Origin of the sequence: Intestinibaculum porci, from assembly GCF_003925875.1 — a bacterium.
Lineage (GTDB): Bacteria > Bacillota_I > Bacilli_A > Erysipelotrichales > Coprobacillaceae > Intestinibaculum > Intestinibaculum porci.
In genome coordinates this window covers 1909753-1931609 of sequence record NZ_AP019309.1, presented here as the reverse complement: position 1 = coordinate 1931609, position 21857 = coordinate 1909753, and the positions used below count along the sequence as shown (strand labels likewise).

Below are 21857 nucleotides of genomic sequence, written 5' to 3'. Positions count from 1 at the left end.
ATGAATGAGAAAATGACACAGGAGCAGCGGCTTGACACATTGGTCGAAGCGTTCAAGGCTGATTCTGTTCAACATAAGGATTTACAGACGCCTGCGGATACGGAGGGCAAGCTAAGAATCCTCCGTTCCCTTATGAACATTCGTATGCCGAAGAAGCTGGACGATTCGGTACTGGCCGTACAGGACGAATACCTACGGGAGCGTATCAGCGAAAACGGCATTGTCACGCTTTCGGAGATTCCCATGATTCGGAATGGCATGTCGATCTGGCAGGGCGACATCACCCGCCTGGCCGTTGACACCATCGTGAACGCCGCCAACTCCCAGATGTTGGGCTGCTTTGTCCCGATGCACACCTGCATTGACAACTGCATTCACACTTTTGCCGGAGTCCAGCTTCGAGCAGAGTGCAGCAGGCAGATGAATCAGCTGAGGATCAAATACGGCAAAGATTATGAGCAGCCGACTGCTGTTCCAATGCTGACGGACGCCTATAATCTTCCTGCGAAAAAGGTAATTCATATCGTAGGCCCGATTGTGCAATACAAGCTGACGCCGGAACTGGAGAAGGAACTGACAGACTGTTACCTGAATACCTTGGATATGTGTCTTGTTAATAATTTGAGAAGCGTGGCATTCTGCTGTATTTCTACAGGCGTATTTCATTTTCCGAACAAGCGGGCAGCTCAGATTGCCGTCAGCGCCGTAGACAGCTGGCTCTCACAACATCCGGGTGCTATGGAAAGGGTGATCTTTAATGTTTTTAAGGACGAGGACAAAAAATACTATGAAGAACTTATACGATGAAATGCCTAACGGCTATCAGGAAAGCATTCAGAAGGGACTCGGTGCTGTGCGGTATTTCAGCAGAAATATGTCATTCGAAACAGGCTCTGAGGAGGAACGAATCGCCAGATTAAAGAAAGAGATCGAAGCAGCAGATGCTATAGTGATCGGAGCGGGTGCCGGAATTTCCACTTCCGCAGGGCTGACATACAGTGGCGAGCGTTTTGAAACATATTTTTATGATTTTGCGAAAAAGTATGGTATCCGAGATATGTATTCCGGTGGTTTCTACCCGTTCCCGGATGATGAGACGCGCTGGGCATGGTGGGCAAGGCATATCTACTACAATCGCTATATCGATGCTCCTAAACCTGTTTATAAAGAACTGCACGATCTTGTAAAAGATAAGGACTATTTTGTGATTACCACCAATGTGGATCACCAATTCCAGAGAGCGGGATTTGATAAAAAGCGTCTTTTCTATACGCAGGGAGACTACGGACTATTCCAGAGCGTGAATCCGTCACTGCAAAAGACCTATGATAATGAGGAGTGGGTCATGAAAGCGATGGAGTCGCAGGGTTTTGTGAAGGACGAAGCTGGTGTATTTCAGGTGCCAAAAGATGGCAATATAACCATGAGGATTCCGACAAGCCTCATCCCGAAATGCCCGGATGACGGATCGGATGTTACCATGAACCTTCGTGCTGACGATTCCTTTGTCGAAGATGGAGGGTGGCATAGAGCGTCTGCGGCATATGCGGATTTCCTGCGCAGACATGAGAGCCTTCATGTGCTTTATCTGGAGCTTGGCGTGGGAGCCAATACACCCGTCATTGTGAAGTATCCGTTCTGGCAAATGACACTGGAAAATGAAAAGTCAGTGTATGCTTGTATCAATTATGGCGAGGCGTTTTGTCCGGGCGAAATTGCGAACAGGAGCATTTGCATCGATGGGGATATTGGTGATGTGTTTGCGAAAATAAAATAATAACAGGGATTTAAAAGAAAAATCAGGCTCCCACACTGCCATCATCGGTAGTAAGGGAGCCTTGTTTTATGCTTCGATATCAATTGTGATGCCGGACTTGAATTCCACGGTGAAGTGGTCGGCGAAGACGGAGATTTTCTCGATGAGCTTTTTGACCAGAGCCTCATCGAACTTTGTGATGTCGGTTTCCTGACCGGCGATGAAGTCCTGCAGCTCCTTGATTCGGTTCATGACTTCTTCCCGGCGGTGGCTGTCGAGCTCGGATTGTTCCTTCTGGTCGCGGAGCCGGAAAATCTCATCGGCTATGGCATCATAGTCCTGTTTATTGTTTGCCTTCTTGATGAGCTCCTTTTGCAGTTCCTCAAGCCGTGCCTGAATGCCGTCCGGTGAGAGTGTGTCAGCGTTGACCACAGCCTTGGCGATGTTCTGCTGTAAGGCTTTAAGGAAATAGTCCCGCTCGGTGAGAAGGTGCTAAACTCATCAAGCCATTCCTCCGGGCTGTCCGGGATGGTAAGATCTGCATGCTTTGCCATGATGTAGGCGATATTCTCAAACATCTCAAGAGAGAACATATCGAGGTGGGAGGAACCCTCATCCCCGTTTCCGACAGCTTTTCCAAGCGCATCGAGATCCTTATAGATATCTCGATGGAACTTGATGCGATAAATACGCGGAATGGCGGCAAATGCCTTGAATGGCACCTGCTTTCCGTCAATCTCAATCTTCCGAATCATACTCATAATCCAATCACTGTAATCTGGTCGATAATTTTAGTTGGAATCAAAATAACGGACAATTTCAGACGGAACCCCGACATTCATACCGGCGTCTCCAGGCATGTCGAAACGGTGGTCTTACTGAAGAAACAGGACTCGTAGAAATCCTTTATTTTCAACACTTTTACGAGCATATGACCTTCGAAGAGAACCTTGGTCACCCCGTGGAAAGCGCCTTTACAGGTACTCCCGAGTGGCCGTTGCAGTCCACGTCGAGACAGTGGATTAGATGTTAAGAGAGGTTATACAAATCGGAATTTACCTATTAAGACATATAAACTGTTGACAATAAACCTCCTATATAGTACCTGGGTTTAGGATGATTTTTTAAAAAATGGTGCTAAACGAGAAAAAATGTTATTAAAAATAAAGATGCAAAATAGTATGAATATGATTATATCCATATATATTTGCACCTTTTTATTTAACGGAATTTGTAATTTAAAATATTTTTAATGTCTTTATTCGTTAAGTAATAATTATCTATTGGTCTGCCTATCTTCTTTTTGAGTCTAAGCATTACGTCGGATTTCTTGGTGAGGTTGACCATATACTGTCCCTTCAGATCAACAGCGGTTGCGCTTCGCATATAGTCTATCAGCTCCTGATAGCCAAACTGGTCATCTAATTCCTCAATCTGCAGTAATCTCATAAGTAATACCGCAATGTAACAAATCAGGAAGTGTCCAATAATACTGTCTTCTCTTTGAAGATATACTGGTCTGGCGTCAAACGCTGACTTCATCATTCTAAATGATTCCTCAATTCTCCATAAATTATGGTAATTGTTATAGATTTCCTCATCAGTCATTTTTAGTTCTGAGGTCACAAGAAGATTGTAGCCCGCTAGACGCTTGGCTTTTTCTACCGCTTCCATATTAACACTGATTTTTATGTTGCCATCGGTGCCTTTTCCGTCCTTATCAACCGTTATAAAATCCATATATTTGCTTTTGCTGCCATATTCAGCTCTTTTCGCGGAGCTTAACGATGCATTTAAAGCTTTGTTGACTTCCTTATCAATTTCAGCGATTTGTTTTTTGGCTAATGAAGGATTATATGTGACAACTCGCTTCTCACATAGCATAACCTTTGTCTTCTTTCCATTATTATCAGTGATCATATAAGGGAATTCATCTATACATGATTTTGTCTTATAGAGAAGATTATCATTCTTGTCTTTCACTTCCACATAATCATTATCGAGAAGGACCCAGGTTTTCTCTTTTTCTGGAAGGGTCTTGACGCTTTTGGAAAAAAGATAGCCGTCACCGCAGAGTATCGCATCCATGATATTAGCAGTACAGTTTAATCCCTTGTCAGCCACTCTGATTGTTTTGCCTTTAATATTATTACGGTCCTTCAGACCCTGAATAACCTCTCTGTAAATCGGCTTTTCACTCATGTTGCCGGGATAAATTTTCATGCCGATAGGGATCTGCTTATTATCCAGAAGAAGTCCCATCCCGACAATCGGATCAGTTCTCTTCTCTTTGGATGGTCCTTTTCTGCGAAGATCATCCTCTTTATCTATTTCAAAGAAAAAGTTAGTACAGTCAAAGTATGTATGATCGGTATTTCTGCCATAAATCAGCTGAATTTTATGGTTGTAAATTTCAATGATGCGCTCGTATTCAATACCCAAAAAACGTAGGCCTTCATACATCTGATCTCTTGAAAACGATGTTTCATCAATTAAATAGGGGAGAACATCAAAAAATGTCTTATGTTTAGAGCATGGAGATATTACTCGCGCATAAACAAGCGAAGATAAAAGCTCAAAAACATTAAATTTAAAATTATACGGGAGCTGTAAAATGCATAAATCCCTGTCGAGACCAAGTCTATTATTAATGGATCTGATTGGGAAATAGCCATAATACTTAATAGGCAGAGTATCAGAAACCTTTTGGGACTTTTTATCCCTTATTTCACTTTGGCGATCCGCATTCATCTTTTTAATTTCTTCTTTGTAGTAGCTGACAGGATCACTGATACCCTGTTTTTTCAGATCATCAACATAGCCGATGGGCTTAAAAGATTTGTGAGAAGTCTGCTTCTTTTCAGGGTTATAGAAGCTGCTGTAGATCTGCAAATATGTCCCTTTCTTATTCTGTGTCTGCTTTAAAAAATAAGCCATAATTTCACCTCTTTTTACCTTGATTTTTGTTAATTTTATTATAACACCATAGCACCATGAATAGAACACTTTAGAAAAAAGTTTGTCAAATTTATTCAGAAAATAAAAAAATCGGCTTGTAAAGCCAACATTTAGTGAAAAAAACTTTTTGGAAAGTGAAAATCAACCTAAAAAACATGGTGCTATATCCTAAACACGGGACTTTTACGAGCATATGACCTTCGAAGAGAACCTTGGTCACCCCGTGGAAAGCGCCTTTACAGGTACTCCCGAGTGGCCGTTGCAGTCCACGTCGAGACAGTGGATTAGATGTTAAGAGAGGTTATACAAATCGGAATTTACCTATTAAGACATATAAACTGTTGACAATAAACCTCCTATATAGTATGTTTTTGATAAACTACTATATAGGAGATTTTGCATGGAAATGAATGGAGGATTTCTTGTCACTAAAATAAAACAGCTTGGAGACCGGATTTTCGAGAAGATTCTCAGTGAAAAGAATATTGATGCGTTTAATGGAGCCCAGGGACGTATTCTTTATGTGCTGTGGCAGGAGGATGGTATCTCAATCAGGTCACTCTCGACTAAATGCGGATTAGCGATAACATCTCTTACTACGATGCTGGAAAGAATGGAAAATCAAGGGCTGATAAGCCGTGTTCAGTCTGAAACGGACAAAAGAAAAACACTCCTGTTTCTGACTGAGAAAGCACATGCCTTAAAGGGCGAGTACGATTCTGTATCTGATGAGATGGGCAGTATTTACTACAAAGGTTTTTCAGAGGAAGAAATGTATTGCGTCACTTTATAGTAATATGGTTTTTAAATAATAACGCACTTTATAATAGGTTGGTCAGACCAGAATTCCTGAACAATTTTTTTATAAAGTGCGGTTTTGATTCAAATTATTTTATGTATATGAGATTATGATGGTGATGATGTACCATATTTAAGAAAGGAAAAGAGAGAACCCACAACCTCTACATCATCAGTTCTCTCTTTCACTACAATTTCATGATAATTCACTTAGTATCCGAAATCAAGAAAAACTCGAATGTTTCCAAAAAAATTAATGATGATATTAACTTTATTGCGATCTCTGATAATGAATTTTACTGGTATCTGGATTCTATGCGAAACATGAATATTGATGACTATGAAATCACTCAAGATTCCTACTTTGAAATGGTTGAGGAGATTGATATCAATTTAGTGCAGTGCCCATATTGCGAACATATTGGTGTCCTCGAACATACTGAAATGACATATGAACGTTCAGTTATTAATACGGTTGAAGAACTGGATAATCCGTTAAATATTGAACTTGTTGTGGTGTATTGCCAAAACTGTAATACTTATCACGCTATTATTCCTTGGGGCTTTATTCCTTTTACATCCTTTACTTACCGTTTTGTGCTTGATGCCCTCTACAGCTACTATTTCAAAAATGACGAAAACAAGAAAAGAACAGCTGAAGAAATGTGCATTGCCAGATCAACCCTCCATAACTGGATTAAAAGATTTGAATCCGAGTCCGGCTCTGTTGCCTCGCTGCATGATATGAAGAAAAGAATTTCTGATGTTTTTAACGAAACCGCTAATGCCCTTTCTGGGACTGATCCTGATCAAATAAGAAGACAGCTATTAGAACGCCTTGCTAAATACAGGGCGTTTTTATCTGCTTTTCTGGGATGCAAGCTGGCGGCTGAGGACAAGCCGTTTCTGATCCCGGCTAGAACAAAGGCTGACAAAAATAATTTACATGTCAAAAAGTTCACATTTGGAAAGCTGCTCACCCTTATGTAAAAATAATATTGACATTTAAGGTCCCTGGCGTCGATGGTATCATGAAGATGAAAAGAAGAATAAGGAGAAAGGAGCAGAAAAAAAGTGAAATACGAAGACAGAGAAAAGATTGCTCTCTGGAAATTTGGGTATATTGCACCGGCTTATAATAATACTCACAGTTTCAGCTCCAATGCGGCCTATTTTAAGTCGCTGGAGGGCAAGAGCTTAAGAAACCCTGTCACTAATTCCGTACGAACGTACCACAAAGGAACCTTTGAAAACTGGCTCTCCCTTTACCGCAGATTTGGAATTGAGGGCCTGATGCCCGGGCAGCGGTCTGATGCAGGTACTTTCAGAGTGCTGAGTGATGATGCACAGCGGTTTATTATTGAACAGATTGAAAAATATCCCCGTATTCTTAACACAATTGTCAGAAAAAGACTGATTGAAAACAAACTGATTGATGATTTAACATCGCAGTCCACTATTGATCGCTTTGTGAAAGGCTATCATGAGAAATGCCCTAAGAAGGATGAATATCATGACGGCAAGGACAGAAAGGCTTTTGAGTTCGAATTCGCTAATCAGATGTGGCAGGCTGATACCACTTATCTTAGTAAGATTGACGGGCGTCAGACTTATCTGATGATGATTATCGATGATGCCTCTAGAATGCCTGTTGGCTTTGAGGTATTCTTCGCGGATAGTGGCGTTAATTTCCAGAAGGTGCTTAAAAATGCCGTAAAGACCTATGGCATTCCGTCCATGCTTCTTGTTGATAATGGAACACCATATTCTAATCATCAGCTTCAGATGATTTGCGCGAGACTTGGCATTCAGCTTATTCATGCGCCTGTCCGTGACGGTGCAGCCAAGGGTAAAATTGAAAAATCATTTAGCACGCTGAAGAATTCCATCTATTACTGCGAGGACTGGAGTCAGTACAAGAGTCTGGAAGATATCAATTTAAGAGTCAACGAGTATATCTATACCGATTATAACACAAAATCCCATGGAACCACTGAAACAGATAATGAAGGAAATCTTCTTAATGCGCGTGAAAGATATTTGAGGGATGCAGATCGCTTCATTTATAAGGACGAGGATGAAATTGATCAGATCGTTACTATTCACAGTGCTGAAAGATTAAAAATTGAATAATGTCTTTATTTAGGGGTATATCCATATATGGGATACCCTTTTATTATAACTTTTAAAGTGATTTATAGTCATGTATTAACAATTCAAGTGTCTTATTCCTGACAACCAAAAAAGTATTCTCTTTTTCTTGATAATTTCAGCAAACATAGTCTCTAATAAATTTAAATTATATGTAAATTACTATTTATTTTAAGCTAGTTATATGATATACTGTATATAGTAACAAGGGGGTGAGAAAAGATGGCAATTGTTTATGTGACAAACAAGAAAACTGGCAAGAAATATGCTTATGAATCTGTTTCAGTTTGGAATCCTGAGCTCAAACAGCCTAGAGCAAAACGCAAATACCTTGGCGTTGTAGACGAGGAAACTGGAGAAATTATTCCTTCAAGCAAAAAGCGAGGGAGAAAGCCTAATCCTGATAAAAATACAGCTGAAAATGAAGAAAAAGCAAGCGGCAGAAGAACCTATAAAAAGATGGTTGAGGATATGCAAAAAATTATTGCAAGCAGAGATGATGAGATCAAACAGCTTAAGGCGGCTAATAGAAAGCTTACCAGCAAGATCAATAGAATTGAATCAATTCTTAATAATGATGATTAACAAGGAGTAAATCAATGGATTCTTTAGGAACACTATCAGTAAAATATGATAAAGCATGCAAAAAGATTGGTGACCTTAAAACAAGACTTTACGATTGTAATGAAGAACTGAAATCCAAAAAACAGAAGCTTGAATACAGGGATAACAGAATCGCAAAATTAAAGCAGCTTTGTCTTGAAAAAGATGAAATGATTAGAAATCTTAATGATGAAATTAACAGACTGAAAGACAAGATTGAATATCTTAATGCCATAAGCAATCATGACTCAACTACCGTTGGTATTCCTACTGCGTCTACTCCTATAGGAAAAGCAAAATATAACTCAAGCATCAATTCCAGAGAGCCTACTGACAGAAAAATTGGAGGTCAGCCAGGACATTCTAAAAGTGAACTCGGTATTCCTGATGATATTGACGAAGAAATTGAATATGTGGCAGATGATGCAACTGAGTGTCCGAAATGTGGTTCTCATGAACTTGTTTTCACCGGCAAAACTAAAGCTGTATATGAGAAAACTATTAGCATCAAGCCTATAAACCTCAAAAAGGTTTTCTATCAATACAAATGCGGAAGCTGCGGGACTACATTTTTTCTTGGCCTGAAGCCTAATGAAAGATCAGCCTGTCACTATGGGACGGCAGTACAGGCCGTTGGCTTATCGCTAATGAATACCTGCAATGTTCCTATTAACAAGGTTAAAACCTTTTTTGAGGGGATCACAAACGGAGAAATAAGTCCGTCAGAAGGCTACCTTGCAAAACTTCCTATGATTGCATCAAAAAAGTTATCTGAGTTCCGTATAGTTTTAAAGAATCTAATGCTCCAAAGAACTCTCGTATATTGGGATGACACTGTTATCAATATTAATACAAAGAAAGGCTGCCTGCGCTTTTACGGAGATGAAACACTCTCATATTATACGGCTCATGAGAAGAAAGATCTTGAAGGGATTGAAGAAGACAAAGTCCTAACACTACTCACTGAAGAGCAAAAAACGATGCATGATCACAATAAAGTGAACTATAACGCTAAATTCAAGTTTGGCAACCTTGAATGCAATCAGCACCTTCAGCGTGACCTCAAAAAAATCGCTATTGATACAAAACATGATGAGCTTATGGAACTGAAAGATCTTATTTCCGATACCATCCACAAACGCAAAGAAGCCATAAACAAGGGAGAGACTCGCTTTAGTGATGAATTTATTGAAAACTTTAACAAAAAAGTTAATGATATACTCAACCGAGCGGAAAAGAGAAACAAAAAAGATTATGATGCATACTTTGGAAGATCCGAGAAGACGCTAATTAAGCGTATACGTGATTATTATGATAATTACTTTGCTTGGGTAAATGATTTCACTCTTCCGACAACCAATAATTGCGCAGAACGCGGACTTAGAGTCGTAAAAAGCCATATGCGATCATCAGGACAGTTCCAAAATATTCAAAACGCTCAGTATTACGCAGATGCCAAAACGTATATAGAAACCTGCAGGAAAAACGGAATAAATGAGATCTATGCAATGATACGACTTTATGAAGGTGATCCAATAACGGTAAAAGAAATATTCTCAGGGGAAGATCTCTCCTGAGAATCGACAAACCGTTATAATGGTGGAATAAGGTATCATAGCCATTACCTGAAATCAGATTTAACATCATGCTTCATTTCGCTGTGTATACATTTTACATACCTCTTTACTACAATTAAAACAAGGCCGTATCACGGGCACCGTTCCGTGCTCTTTTTAGGTACAACTTTATATATCAACTATATCTAACCGTGAATAGTAACATCAGATCTTCCTTCATCGGTATAAAAGAAAGGTGCGCACTGATGCAACTATCCGATACGATAATATCTTTTACGAAGTGCCTATGGAATATATTGGTGAATCAGTAACGCTTATCATTGATCCTATTGATTTATCTAAGGCATGGATTAAGAGCGCAGAAGGAGCAGCGCTGCTTCCCGTCAGCGTTCTTGACCGCAAGGCCAACCGCAAAGTAAAGCGTCGTCAGCACATTAAGATTGGAGGTGAATAGTGCTATGGATGTGAAGACTTTCTACGGATTTAGTAAAATGCCTTTTCGGAAGGAGACAACATACACTAAACCATTTGAATCCGAGGATGTTGCGAATATGACAGACAGGCTCAAATATCTGAAAACAATTAAAGGAATTGGCGTCTTCACTGGTCCGCCCGGTTCCGGAAAAACATCAATTGTAAGGGATTATGTAAACAAGCTTAACCGATCGCTGTACCATGTTATCTATATTGCCATGACGACAGTAACGGCTACTGAATTTCTTAGACAGGTTGCCTATGGGCTGGGGCTGGAGCCAAAAAACCGCAAGTGTGATCTTTTTAAGCAGATTCACGAGACTATTGAGAGCCTTTCAGTTGACCGCAAAGTAACACCTGTATTGATTCTGGATGAAGCTCAATATTTACATAATGCGATTCTTCATGACATTAAAATGCTTCTCAATTTTGACTTTGACTCAAAGAACAGAATGATTCTTATTTTTGTTGGTGAATCAGGATTTAACGGCATTCTTGGTAAAAGAGTGCATGATGCGCTTAGACAGCGTATTGTGATTAATTACGATATGCAGGGCCTTCAAAAAGATGAGGCTGAAGATTATGTACAGCACTGTCTTAAGGAATGCGGCTGCCGTGAGCCAATCTTTGCCCCTGAAGCTATTAACGCTGCCTGGGAGATTGGAAACGGATCCGTAAGACGGATGAATAACATTCTTGAAAAGTCCCTTATTGAGGGCGCAAATCGCAAGGAAAAGCCTATTGGAACTGATACGATTCTGGCAGCACAGCAGGAGGTTGAATTAGTATGATCAAAACACTCGATGAGATTATTTATTACCCTTCAACCAGGAAAGTAATTACTGAGGAGCTTCGTTCAGCGATTGGCCTTTATCAGAAGCACGGCATGACTAATGATCAGTTCTACTTTCTGATTGATCATTATGTTCAGAATTTCTCCTATCTGCTGTTCAGTGACGATTATGAAATTCATAATACGATCAAGTCACATCTTGGAAGCAGAAATGTCAGAATGCTGGAAGCTGTTATTTCTGAGATTAAAAAAACAAGAGAGGAGAAAGCATAGCATGAGTAATAAAATTAAAGAAATCAATAAAAAGATGAGATCTCTTCAGCAGAGTGTTGATCAGATTAGCAGTCTTGTCAAAGATACTAAGAGTATGACATATGCTGTTCATGATGAAGTATGCTATATTGATGAGCTTTGCGTCGTGCTTCGGGATATGCAGATCCAGATTGAAAGACTCGAAGGAAAGGTTGACTACCTTTATAAATCCGAAAGAGCCAAGAACACCATCATGTCATCTCTCGATGATATTGATGAGGAAATGGTAGAAAACATGTTCAATGAGGACTGCTGGTTCTAAATAAAGCTTAATCTATTCCAGCATAGGAAATAATGTGCATCTGCTGAATGATATAAAGTGACGCCCATATCTATAATAAAATGCGTTTGAATACGCAAAATAATGTGACTTCAGTGCTTAAAATAAAATGATGGCTAAGCATAAAATAATTTGCGGTTGCCGTCATTTTTAATTTGCGTCAACATGATTATTATAATTTGACGTTTCTGATGATTATAATGTGCTCTTGTCTATCATTATAAAATGATGCATGAATTACTTATAATTTGATGCCGTCAAACGAGGACGCTAAGTGCCATATTACGGAAATGCTTTAGTTATTCATTATTAATACAATGTACTAAAATAAAGTGCGGAAGTATTAGAAATAAAGTGATGCCACCGGAAAAAGCAGCCTTTTTTGTATATATCACTTGCCTAAAATAAAAAGATTTTAGAGCCTATGATAATTTGACGAACTACAGAAATTACTCGGTTTGAGGAATACCTCGACCGCATCAGAAAGAATCTTGAGGAGTGGCAGAAGTCATGAGTATTTGTATCAAAGATCAGATTCAGAACATGAATATCGTCATTGGCTGCACAGTGGGGTGTACATATTGCTATGCCCGCAACAACGTGAAACGCTGGCGTATGATTGATGACTTCGCTGCTCCTGAATTCTTTCCGGGTAAGCTCAAGATGATGGAAAAGAAACGTCCGCAGAACTTTCTTCTTACCGGCATGAGCGATCTCTCTGGATGGAAGCCGGAATGGAGAGACGAGGTGTTTGAAAAGATCCGTGAAAATCCACAGCATCAGTTCCTGTTCCTTACCAAGCAACCTGATTTGCTGGATTTTGATACCGATCTGAAAAACGCATGGTTTGGCGTTACGGTGACGAGGAAAGCAGAACTGTGGCGTATCGACGCCCTTCGGGAAAACGTCAGAGCAAAACATTACCATGTTACCTTTGAGCCGTTATTCGACGATCCCGGCACAGTTGACCTTTCCGGAATCAATTGGATCGTTGTCGGCACCATGACCGGAGCTCAGAGCAGGAAGATTCATACGGAGCCGGAATGGGCATGGTCTCTGGCGGACCAGGCACATAAGCTAAGCATTCCGGTGTTTATGAAGGAAGACCTTGTCCCTATCATAGGGGATGAAAATATGATTCAGGAAATGCCGGAAGAATTTAATAAAGTGTTAGAGGTACAGAAATCATGGAAGAAATAATAAATGGAATCCTCATTCGTGAGGTGGAAACAAAGAACATCATGACTAAGTCTAGTCTGCCGGTAGGCGGTTACTCGGTCAACCCCTATGTGGGCTGTACACATGCCTGCAAGTATTGCTATGCTTCTTTTATGAAGCGCTTTACCGGGCACAAGGAGGAATGGGGCACTTTCCTTGATGTGAAGCATTGGCCGGAAATTAAAAATCCGAAGAAATATGCGGGACAGCGGGTGGTCATCGGTTCTGTGACAGATGGCTACAATCCACAGGAGGAGCAATACGGGAATACCAGAAAACTTCTGGAGCAGCTGATCGGCAGTGACGCAGATATTCTGATCTGCACAAAGTCGGATCTTGTGGTACGGGATATTGATCTGCTGAAGAAGCTTGGACGTGTAACCGTTTCATGGTCGATCAACACACTAGATGAAAATTTCAAGAACGATATGGACTCTGCTTCGAGCATTGAGCGCCGTATCGCTGCTATGAAGCAGGTATATGAATCAGGTATCCGTACAGTCTGTTTCGTATCCCCGGTATTCCCCGGTATCACGGATTTTGAAGCAATCTTTGAGCGGGTAAAGGAGCAGTGTGATCTGTTCTGGCTCGAAAATCTAAATCTTCGAGGCGGTTTCAAAAAGACGATTATGGATTATATCGCCGGAAAATATCCTGATCTTGTACCGCTTTACGATGAGATCTATAACAAGCATAAACGCAGCTACTTTGAAGCACTTGAAGTAAAAGCTGAGAAAATGGATAAGAAGTATGATTGTGCCTTTGTTGATAATGAAATGCCTTATGGCAGAGTCCCACAGGGACATCCGGTGATCGTAGATTATTTCTATCATGAAGAAATCCGTGGGACAAAGAATACCGGAAAAAGAAATCGCTAACTTCCTGTTTGCTGATGCAAAGCAGAGGCGGTAACTATTGATAAGTTCCCGCAAACCGATGAGGTAAAAAAGAGAGCAGTTCAGACATTTCAACGCATGTGGAGACGGTAGTCTTAATGTCAAAGGTGAACCTAGGCAAGCAAGAATAATGTGGTAAATTAAAGGCTTTTCAGAGAGCTATCGTTAATGAGTACGAATAGCTGCTGGAAAGCCTTTCTTAACCAGTCTTAAAAGCCGATGTTTATCCATTTCAATGACATTTTTATCTTCGTGTTCTTTTACATGAAAACGTCCTTTCTTAAGCTTCCTGGTGATAAGCCAAAAGTCGCTGTAATCATAATAGAGCATTTTGATCTGTGTGCATGAGCGGTTGGTAAAGATAAAAAAACTGTGATTCATGATATCCATATCAAAGCAGTTTGCAACAAGAACTGACAGACCGTTAATTTATTTGCGCATATCCTGATATTGTGCTGAAACATAAATATGCTTTATTTCATCTTCGTTAATAATCATAAAGCCTTCACAATCTTTCTGAGCACATCTTCAGTACAGGAATTTCAATCTTTAAGGTGATCATATTAGTCATTTTATCTGTCAGCACTGCAGGGATAAAATGACTGTGCATATTTCTGTCAGATTTGGAACTTCCGCCAGTCAGCTTTGCCTTATTCTTATAAAAACTGGACTCTGCAATATGATTAAGATCGCAGTACTTTTTAACAGTAAGATGGCTATTTTTCTGATCCTCAATGATAGCATCCCAGTTATAACATTTGATGCTTTTTAGTTAATGTATAAAAATCCATATTTTACTACCTCCATGCCATGATCATAGCAGGGAAAAAACATTAGCAAAAGGCACGGATTTTATTACGCTTACCTTTAAAGCAGGAATTGACATGGATATTGATAGATAAATACTAGCGGTGAGGTGATTATCCTTTCCACTTTTTTAATTGATTTTGTTCGTACTTTGGCATAAACTTAAATTTAAGTTGTAAAATGCCTTTTTCTATCTAAGAAAGGATAATATGGAGTACTTATCTATAAAATAAACATCAGAGAAGTGGGGTATATCCGTCAGGAGAATTCAAGTGTTGTGTTCAGAGGGCCGCATACCAGGTGCTACAAAGATAGGTTCATACTGGGCGATTCCTTCAGATGCAGAAAAGCAAAATGATGAGCGTATAAAAAGCGGAAAGTATATAAAAGAGAAGAACACCAAGCATTGTTGTTACCAGGGATGATGGCAGTGTTATTATTCTCGATACCAAGTGGAAGAGTCTCGTCAATGACAAAGGGGCCAACTATGGGATATCTCAGGCCGACATGTATCAGATGTATGCGTATTCCAAGAAATATGTTACGCCAGAAATATGGCTTCTTTATCCGGTCAATGCCGCTATGAAAGATAGCGGAAGAATTACTTTTGATAGTGGAGATGGTGCGACGGTTTCATTGTTCTTTGTAGATGTGGCGAATATAGAAAAAAGTATGGAAGAACTCTTACGTATTCTATCTCCAAACATTACATAAGAGAATTTGACGGAGGAGTACATAGATGGCGTTAACGCAGTTGGATGAGACACAAAAGTTGTCCTTAAGAAATCGAGCGAAAGATGAGCTGATTCGTATTGAGAAACTGGTTGCTGATAAAGAAAAGAAGAAGTTGATAGATGACTTTAAAGAAAAGTTCTCCATACGCGAGATAGTTTACAAGGTTATTTTAGAAGAACACCAATTTAATAAAAACAGGAAACATCCAGATTATTTGAAAGTCACAATGAAGCAGGCGCCGCATGCGTTGGCGTTTGCAGGATACGATTTTGATAAAGAGTTGTTGACAAAGTTGTTTGGTGCAGAAGAAAAAATAGGTAGCAGGTCAGTTAAGAAACTTAGAGATTCGCTTACTCATAGCATGAATGATAAGGCGGTTAACGAGCTTTCTGATCGTTATGAGGAAATGAACGGTTATATGGATAGTTTTTTAAATAAGATAAGAACATTTGATGCTGCATAAAGGTGGGTGCAAAAATGGAGCTATCGTTAAAGAGTAAGTGGTTGGGTTCCAGGGTATTCACTGGGGCCTGTGACGTACTTACTATCAACTCGTGCCACATTGAGTCGGTAGCATTGCTGTCGAAGAAAAAATAGGATCAGCTATAAACCCGCTGGAATCGTTGAGAACTCTTGTGTCTCAAAAATCAGACTGGAAAATAGCACATAGGGAAGTTTTTTAGAGGGTTATATCGCAATTCAATAAAAGAACAGGTCGTGTATGCTAGGGAAGACGAATCGAGTACGAAAGGAGAATTGATGAAATTGGAATTGAAAAAGATAGAGTACAATCTGACTGTTTGTAAGATACGGAATACATCGGATATAGATATGACATCTGCATTTTATTTTATTGGAAAAACGGATGAAGAGATATCCTTGGTTTGTAAAACAGAAGATACTCCGGCTAAGACCATTGAACGGGATGATGGATGGAAAGGCTTTCGCATTCAGGGGACGCTGGATTTTTCTTTGATTGGAATTCTTTCAAAACTGTCAGGTATTCTTGCTGAGCATAAAATAGGCATCTTTGCTGTTTCAACGTATAATACAGACTATATCCTTGTAAAAGAAGAAAACTTTGAAAGGGCATTGAAGGTCTTGGCACTGGAAGGATATGTGATCGTATAATGGAAAGGGATTTATTCGCACGAAATTATAAGGGATCTTAATGAATACAAAGACTGTAAGCGTCCTAAAATTCGTGCCTTTTTCTAGCGTGTGGACCGGCAGAGTATGTAAACTACTTTAAAGCAATAAACTGCAAATTGAAACAACTTAAGAAGATAATAGAAAAGGTGATCCATTCATGCGCTTAGAAACCGCGGATTGTGATAACCTTTATTTTTTCATTCTGATATGTGATAGCATAAAAAGTTCCCCTGGTTATTCTCATTCTCTTAAGCAACGTAAAGAATCAAAGAACCTATTCATACACGAAATGACTCACAAAAATCACTGGGGTGCTGCTAAAGATATCAGAAAAAAGCAGCTTTGAAGATGCAAAGATGAATCTTGAATCAGATTTAAGAAAATATATCGTAGTTCAAATGCAAAATGATGAAAAATATGTAAGTGCATCTGACAATTTCATGAAAAAGAACTCATTGAATGAATGAATCGCCGATGGTAGAGTATTATTAGAAAAGGGAGAATTACAAGACAATTATTTAGAAGATCTGATAAGAGAGGTGATTAATCATGATGGTTAATCCAACAAAGCGTGAAAAGGAAAGTAAGCGTTAGATTAAATATCCATAATTACAAAATTATGATAATTTAAAATCTATATAAGCATGATTTTTGATTTTAAACCGGTTACTCTCTAACTTGAATAAATATAACTTTTAATGGAAATCCCCCAGCTACTGCTGCTAACAGTGTTGCCGGGGGTGTTTAATTTGGCTAAGTTATATTAATGACATCTTATTCAGAGTATTGATTTTACTTTTTTGTTATGCCTGAAGGCTGCTGCGGGCTGGATCAGTGTAATAAAGATATAACTTCATAGTCTGATCTGCTAGCGGTACTATGTCTGGTTAGTGTTTGCATAGATTTATGATCTTTCAGCTGTCTTCAGCAGGCTGCATATTAATCGATTAAGGCAATTCTTTTTGCCCGGGATATTAATAAAACCCAAAACAAGCACTCCTAGGCCGGCGGCTGTTAAGCCGCTGGCCTGGATGTTGTGCTATTTATATTTTCTGTCATCATTGCGTGTCGTCTTTCAGCTCTTGCAGTATCCACATCAGCTTTAACTGGCATTTCAGGCTCTTCAGTGCAGAAGTCTGGTATTTTCCCTAACGGTCTGCTGAACCTCTCTTCCTCGAATTTTTGGTATTCGCTTGACCAGGGCATCATCTCATCGATATATTCGCTAATATCGACGCTGGCATGGGCAAGTGAGCTTTCGAAAAGATATTCCAGATACGTATGCGGATCGCAGCCGTTTGACTTGGCAGTTTCAATAAGCGTCATAATGATGCAGAGCGTTTCAGCGCCGCCGATGGAATAGCAGAACAGACTATTGTTTCTGACCATGGCTATATTACGAATCTTGCGTTCGCATTCACCGTTATCGATTGGAACCATTGGATCATCAAGAAACACTCTGAATGCATCCTCATGATTGAGGCTGTAGCTCACCGCATCCTCCATTTCCTCACTAAAAGTGCCGCTGCTGATATCAAGGGACTTGATATAATCAAAGTATGCATCGACAAGCGGTCTTTCGATTTCGTCTCGGACTTTAGCTCTTTCCTTGGCGGTAAGTTCTTTGGCATCATCATCAGCGCTGTAAAGATCACCGATCATATCGAGACACTTTTTTTCGGGGCTTTCCTCAAGAAGCTCTTTATCCTTTACCGCTTTAAATTTCACTTCATATGCCTTGTACAGTCTGCGTCTCAGATGCATAAAGCACCCGCCGAGTATTACATGATCCTTTTTCTCCGAAGCCAGCTTATAATAGGCGCTGTAGGCATCAGATGTCAGATGGATTGTGCCGTCGTTAAGATCCGCATAGAACTCAAGAAGGTGATCCGCTGATCTTGTCAGCTCGAAGCAGAAGACTGCCAGCGGCCGCTCTTCTTCAAATTCGCCAGTGATATGACACCATATGTAGCTTTTGCTTCCCGCATTTCTTCCGTCATTGATGACTTCCAGATAGGTTTCATCAATCTGGGTGTATGTCCGGCAGGCCATTTGTCTCATTATCTCGCTATAGACTGGCTTTAGATATCTGTCAGTGCATTTAATGACCCAGTCTGACATTATCTCTTTTGACAGGTTGATTCCCTGATATGACAGAACCCTTGACAGCCTTGCCAGGGGAACTCCCAGCACAAATTTGAAAGACATGATAAAAGCCAGCAGTGAAGGCGTAACCTTGCTCCTTAACATCAGCTTATTAACCGGCAGTGCCACTTCGCGTAAATCATTAGTATCATCATCGTCATAGACTCTGATCACTGGGCGTTTGACATATACCCTGTAGAGATTTCCTGGAATAAACATAAATTCTTCGGATATGTTCCAGCCTTTTAATGTCCATTTGCCGTAGCCGTATTCTTTATCGATACGCTCCCTGTCAAAGTCAATAATCGTTATTTCTGGTATCTGTCTGGTCTTCTTTTTCCTGTTTAGCTGCCTGCAGGCAGGTCTTTTTATTTTCCTGGATTTTTGGCTGTCATTATTATTCTGTTTTTTACCATCACAGTCGCTTTCATTCATTTCTTCCGAAAGAGGGTCGCTAAACTCATCATCGTGGATTTTGCCATTCATCTTTTCAGACTTTCTTCCAAAGCGATTCTTTTTGAGCTCATCCGTCTGATTCTGAAGTCTGGTATTCTCATGATTAAGAGTGTTAACTCTTATAACTAGATCTTCGCATTCGGCTTTAACCTTCTTAAGCTCATCGGCTGTGTAGCTGAATGTGTTTTTTAATTCATCCAGTTCGGCACGTAATCCGCAGCACTCTTCATAATATTTTAAAGCAACCGCAATCAGGTCCGCATAACTCATTTTATTCAGTTGCTGTTTAAAATATGCGCTGTCTGCCTTCATAGTGTTACGTTTAGATCTCCTCTGACGATACGGTTAGCTGTCTGATCTCACTAATCAGCTGCTTTAATTTTGTGTTCTGGCTGCTTAATGATTCTATCTGCTTGCGAAGATCAGTGATTAATATCATCTGATCCATATTTTCCTTTTTCAGTCTGGCTAATTCGGCTGACTGTCTCCTCTCGGCAGCTGAAGGTTCTCCGCTCTTTTTCTTCTGTGGACCTTTTTTGCCGGTGGGGACCATTTTGCCGGTTTCGGGATCAATTTTTCCGATCAGCTTTCGCTTGGAGCGAGCCTGCTTCTTTTCAGGATCCCAGTAGCTCTTAGACTCGTAGACATAGGTAATGCCTGTAGTCTTGTTGGTCTGTTTGATGATAGCCATTCCATCACCTCGTCCTATATACTATTATAACACTATGAAGACTAAAATTCAAGATAATAGTGATATTAAGCGAATATAATATCACTATATTGTTCAGTTTTGAATTACCATCAGAGGAGTGATATTTCCTTTATCAGCGCTTATTTATTGTACCATCCAAAGTAAATCCGTCCAACAGTCTTTCGTACTGTTCACGCGTTATATCACGAGCTTCCTGATCATCTCTAGGCCACTGAAAGGCACTTCCTTTTGAAAGTCGGACATAGATAAGAACCCATCCGCCTTCTTCGTAAAGAAGCCCCTTGATACGATCTCTTCTGCCACCGCAGAAAAGATAAATGGTTCCTTTTTCCATCGGATTCATATGATATTCAGCGGCTATAACTGAAGCCAGACCGGTAATGCCTCTGCGCAGATCAGTCTTTCCGGTTCTTATTACAATTCTTTTGATGCCTGTCAGTTCTCTAAGCATTTTTAACCACCGCCATAACTCTTGTCAGCGTTTCTTCATCAAAATGTGAATCAATCTCAATGACAAATCCATTCTTCTGAAGTCTCACTCCTGACGATTTGGAGACGCTATTACCGGTTTGAGGAGAACTGTCATTTAAATCAACAGAATAAAAAGTGCCGTTGCCGTCACCCCGATACGGGTCAATATTATTGTTTTGGCAGCTGCGCTCTGCCAGTGATCTTAAATCACTGTAGGTGCTGATTCCGTGTTTTATCATGAGATCCCTGATAATCTTTTTATAATGTGACAGTGTACTTAAACCAACATTATTTTTGGTACACCATTTAGCTAAGGAAAGACCGCTTTTTCCCTGATTTTCAATAATGCCAGTCCATTTAATGATCATTTTGCAATCCTTTTCCGAAAAATACATATGCAAAAGCCTCCCTATTAGAATAATTTGATACATTAATAATTCTAATAGAAGGCATAACTAATTTCATGGATATTACCTCATACGCTTACAAAGGAAATCTTTGAAATGATAGAACCATGGCAAAAATTTGATGCGAAAACAGAAGGATTTTATTTGATCGATGGAGCACCAGATGATGTAAGAAAAGCATGGGAAGAATTGAAATAGATTGCAGAAGAGGAAAGTAAAAACCCATTTTATCAAGAATGCGGATAGAACTATATGGAAAAAGAATACTATTAACAGGTCGATTAATAAGTCGGCCTTTTATTATACAAAAATTGGTAACTCGTGCCACTGAACTGGTCCTCCGGGATTTCGTAGCACTGCTTGATAGTCTTATCGTAGATGCGTTTACTCTGATTGTCATTGGTTTTCATGTGCGATACCTCCGTTCGCTTCTCCTGAACCAGAGGCCGCACAAAAAGAAGGAGCGTGACAGGCCAGACGGAACGGGAATCAACTTGTTTTGTTCGGCCAGCCACGCTCGTAGACTGGTTTCTTATTCATTTGTGACCGCTACAACCGCTCGAGCCACCTCTGTGCACTGGGTGAACGGCTATGGCGGTGAACCTTTTAACGCCTTGCTCAGGGCGAGTGATACTTAACTGAATCAGCGGAGATCAGCCTCGATGGCGTAGAGTTCGCTGAATACGTCCGGTAGATCCGCCGGATTAAGGTCTTCGACGCATTGAGCGCCATAACGCTGGAATACTGAATCAACAACCTCCGGCCCGATTTCCGAGTAGATGATGGAAGCCGATTCTTCAATGCTTACGATATAATCGTTGTTACTAATGCTTGTCATACTTTGTCTCCTTGTTTTGCTGGCTCCTTTTCCAGAGAAGGAGACCTTGTTGTTTATTGCTTCGGTGGAATTTCACTGGATGGTCTGTGATCAAGAGACCTTTGATTCCGCCGGTGAAGGAGCTTCCATTCAAAGTGATACTTTGTCTGTTTATGAATGTTTATGAATGTTTACAAACAGACAACATCTATACGGTAGATTTCTGACTTGTTTTCTGATATAATGATATCCTTAGAACTGAGTCAGTGAACCTTTGAACGGTTCTGCCGTTCACCACCTATAAGATAACAGGGCAAAAAACAGCACAAAATAGGCTGT

At 40.0% G+C, this 21857-nt stretch carries 25 protein-coding genes and 1 pseudogene; 17 read left to right on the top strand and 9 right to left on the bottom strand.

Annotated elements, in window-relative coordinates:
- Both SG0102_RS09360 and SG0102_RS09355 read left to right on the top strand, forming a co-directional pair.
- Positions 1–807, top strand: a complete 807-nt coding sequence (locus tag SG0102_RS09360; protein ID WP_179951167.1) for a protein-ADP-ribose hydrolase — start codon at positions 1–3, stop codon at positions 805–807.
- The gene (locus SG0102_RS09355) at positions 788–1777 is read left to right on the top strand and encodes an SIR2 family NAD-dependent protein deacylase (RefSeq protein ID WP_125119679.1); all 990 of its coding nucleotides are present in this window, start codon (positions 788–790) and stop codon (positions 1775–1777) included. Before SG0102_RS09360 ends, SG0102_RS09355 begins: the two co-directional genes overlap by 20 nt.
- 66 nt (positions 1778–1843) lie before the next feature.
- On the opposite strand, the gene SG0102_RS09350 is transcribed toward SG0102_RS09355, so the two are convergent.
- Both SG0102_RS09350 and SG0102_RS09340 read right to left on the bottom strand, forming a co-directional pair.
- Positions 1844–2188 (bottom strand): site-specific recombinase, encoded by a 345-nt coding sequence (locus tag SG0102_RS09350; RefSeq protein ID WP_197715034.1) that lies wholly within the window; start codon positions 2186–2188, stop codon positions 1844–1846.
- 789 nt (positions 2189–2977) lie between these two features.
- The gene (locus SG0102_RS09340; RefSeq protein WP_125118886.1) at positions 2978–4693 is read right to left on the bottom strand and encodes an IS1634 family transposase; all 1716 of its coding nucleotides are present in this window, start codon (positions 4691–4693) and stop codon (positions 2978–2980) included.
- A gap of 421 nt (positions 4694–5114) precedes the next feature.
- Here SG0102_RS09340 and SG0102_RS09335 point away from each other — a divergent pair, with 421 nt between their 5' ends.
- The 11 genes from SG0102_RS09335 to SG0102_RS09280 all read left to right on the top strand — a co-directional run bounded on the left by SG0102_RS09335 (position 5115) and on the right by SG0102_RS09280 (position 13798).
- Positions 5115–5507, top strand: coding sequence for a radical SAM mobile pair system MarR family transcriptional regulator (locus SG0102_RS09335; protein WP_125119678.1), 393 nt, complete (start codon positions 5115–5117; stop codon positions 5505–5507).
- Between the two features lie 203 nt (positions 5508–5710).
- On the top strand, positions 5711–6502 hold the full coding sequence (locus tag SG0102_RS09330) for a hypothetical protein (RefSeq protein WP_125119677.1): 792 nt from the start codon (positions 5711–5713) through the stop codon (positions 6500–6502).
- 84 nt (positions 6503–6586) lie between these two features.
- A complete protein-coding gene (locus SG0102_RS09325) occupies positions 6587–7645 on the top strand; it encodes a DDE-type integrase/transposase/recombinase (protein WP_125119676.1) in 1059 nt (352 codons plus the stop codon).
- Positions 7646–7885: 240 nt separating this feature from the next.
- Positions 7886–8248, top strand: a complete 363-nt coding sequence (locus tag SG0102_RS09320) for a hypothetical protein (RefSeq protein WP_125118090.1) — start codon at positions 7886–7888, stop codon at positions 8246–8248.
- A 14-nt stretch (positions 8249–8262) separates the two neighbouring features.
- Positions 8263–9843 (top strand): IS66 family transposase, encoded by a 1581-nt coding sequence (locus tag SG0102_RS09315; RefSeq protein WP_125118089.1) that lies wholly within the window; start codon positions 8263–8265, stop codon positions 9841–9843.
- Between the two features lie 208 nt (positions 9844–10051).
- On the top strand, positions 10052–10297 hold the full coding sequence (locus tag SG0102_RS09310) for a Mu transposase C-terminal domain-containing protein (protein ID WP_125119675.1): 246 nt from the start codon (positions 10052–10054) through the stop codon (positions 10295–10297).
- Between the two features lie 4 nt (positions 10298–10301).
- Positions 10302–11108, top strand: coding sequence for an ExeA family protein (locus SG0102_RS09305; RefSeq protein WP_125119674.1), 807 nt, complete (start codon positions 10302–10304; stop codon positions 11106–11108).
- Positions 11105–11383 (top strand): hypothetical protein, encoded by a 279-nt coding sequence (locus SG0102_RS09300; protein WP_125118087.1) that lies wholly within the window; start codon positions 11105–11107, stop codon positions 11381–11383. The genes SG0102_RS09305 and SG0102_RS09300 overlap by 4 nt, the downstream gene beginning before the upstream one ends.
- A 1-nt stretch (position 11384) precedes the next feature.
- A complete protein-coding gene (locus tag SG0102_RS09295) occupies positions 11385–11684 on the top strand; it encodes a hypothetical protein (RefSeq protein ID WP_125118088.1) in 300 nt (99 codons plus the stop codon).
- A gap of 528 nt (positions 11685–12212) precedes the next feature.
- A complete protein-coding gene (locus SG0102_RS09285) occupies positions 12213–12902 on the top strand; it encodes a radical SAM mobile pair protein A (RefSeq protein ID WP_125119673.1) in 690 nt (229 codons plus the stop codon).
- On the top strand, positions 12890–13798 hold the full coding sequence (locus tag SG0102_RS09280) for a radical SAM mobile pair protein B (RefSeq protein WP_125119672.1): 909 nt from the start codon (positions 12890–12892) through the stop codon (positions 13796–13798). Before SG0102_RS09285 ends, SG0102_RS09280 begins: the two co-directional genes overlap by 13 nt.
- Before the next feature lie 183 nt (positions 13799–13981).
- On the opposite strand, the gene tnpB (SG0102_RS09275) is transcribed toward SG0102_RS09280, so the two are convergent.
- Both tnpB (SG0102_RS09275) and tnpA read right to left on the bottom strand, forming a co-directional pair.
- Positions 13982–14236 carry an IS66 family insertion sequence element accessory protein TnpB gene (gene tnpB / locus SG0102_RS09275; protein WP_269461216.1) on the bottom strand — a complete coding sequence of 85 codons (255 nt, stop codon included), beginning with the start codon at positions 14234–14236 and terminating at the stop codon, positions 13982–13984.
- Positions 14237–14321: 85 nt separating this feature from the next.
- Complete coding sequence (gene tnpA, locus SG0102_RS15985) at positions 14322–14555, bottom strand: IS66 family insertion sequence element accessory protein TnpA (RefSeq protein ID WP_408609981.1); 234 nt, start codon at positions 14553–14555, stop codon at positions 14322–14324.
- A 473-nt stretch (positions 14556–15028) separates the two neighbouring features.
- Between tnpA and SG0102_RS15980 the strand changes: the two are divergent.
- The 4 genes and pseudogenes from SG0102_RS15980 to SG0102_RS09255 all read left to right on the top strand — a co-directional run.
- Positions 15029–15181 (top strand): annotated as a pseudogene (locus tag SG0102_RS15980) (5-methylcytosine restriction system specificity protein McrC); the annotation flags it as partial.
- Between the two features lie 24 nt (positions 15182–15205).
- Positions 15206–15337, top strand: a complete 132-nt coding sequence (locus SG0102_RS15855; protein ID WP_269461192.1) for a hypothetical protein — start codon at positions 15206–15208, stop codon at positions 15335–15337.
- A gap of 25 nt (positions 15338–15362) precedes the next feature.
- Positions 15363–15821: a hypothetical protein gene (locus tag SG0102_RS09260; protein WP_125119670.1), complete on the top strand. Its 459-nt coding sequence runs from the start codon at positions 15363–15365 to the stop codon at positions 15819–15821.
- Positions 15822–16117: 296 nt separating this feature from the next.
- The gene (locus tag SG0102_RS09255; RefSeq protein WP_231999782.1) at positions 16118–16489 is read left to right on the top strand and encodes an ACT domain-containing protein; all 372 of its coding nucleotides are present in this window, start codon (positions 16118–16120) and stop codon (positions 16487–16489) included.
- Between the two features lie 1035 nt (positions 16490–17524).
- On the opposite strand, the gene tnpC is transcribed toward SG0102_RS09255, so the two are convergent.
- The 5 genes from tnpC to SG0102_RS09225 all read right to left on the bottom strand — a co-directional run bounded on the left by tnpC (position 17525) and on the right by SG0102_RS09225 (position 21539).
- Positions 17525–19381: an IS66 family transposase gene (gene tnpC / locus SG0102_RS09250; protein WP_157982939.1), complete on the bottom strand. Its 1857-nt coding sequence runs from the start codon at positions 19379–19381 to the stop codon at positions 17525–17527.
- A 52-nt stretch (positions 19382–19433) separates the two neighbouring features.
- Positions 19434–19802: a hypothetical protein gene (locus SG0102_RS09245; RefSeq protein ID WP_125118209.1), complete on the bottom strand. Its 369-nt coding sequence runs from the start codon at positions 19800–19802 to the stop codon at positions 19434–19436.
- A gap of 133 nt (positions 19803–19935) precedes the next feature.
- Complete coding sequence (gene tnpB / locus SG0102_RS09240; RefSeq protein ID WP_125118210.1) at positions 19936–20274, bottom strand: IS66 family insertion sequence element accessory protein TnpB; 339 nt, start codon at positions 20272–20274, stop codon at positions 19936–19938.
- Entirely contained in the window at positions 20267–20662 is a 396-nt protein-coding gene (locus SG0102_RS09235) for a hypothetical protein (protein WP_125118211.1), read from the bottom strand. Before SG0102_RS09235 ends, tnpB (SG0102_RS09240) begins: the two co-directional genes overlap by 8 nt.
- A gap of 682 nt (positions 20663–21344) precedes the next feature.
- Positions 21345–21539 carry a hypothetical protein gene (locus tag SG0102_RS09225; RefSeq protein WP_125119668.1) on the bottom strand — a complete coding sequence of 65 codons (195 nt, stop codon included), beginning with the start codon at positions 21537–21539 and terminating at the stop codon, positions 21345–21347.
- Positions 21540–21857: the final 318 nt, after the last annotated feature.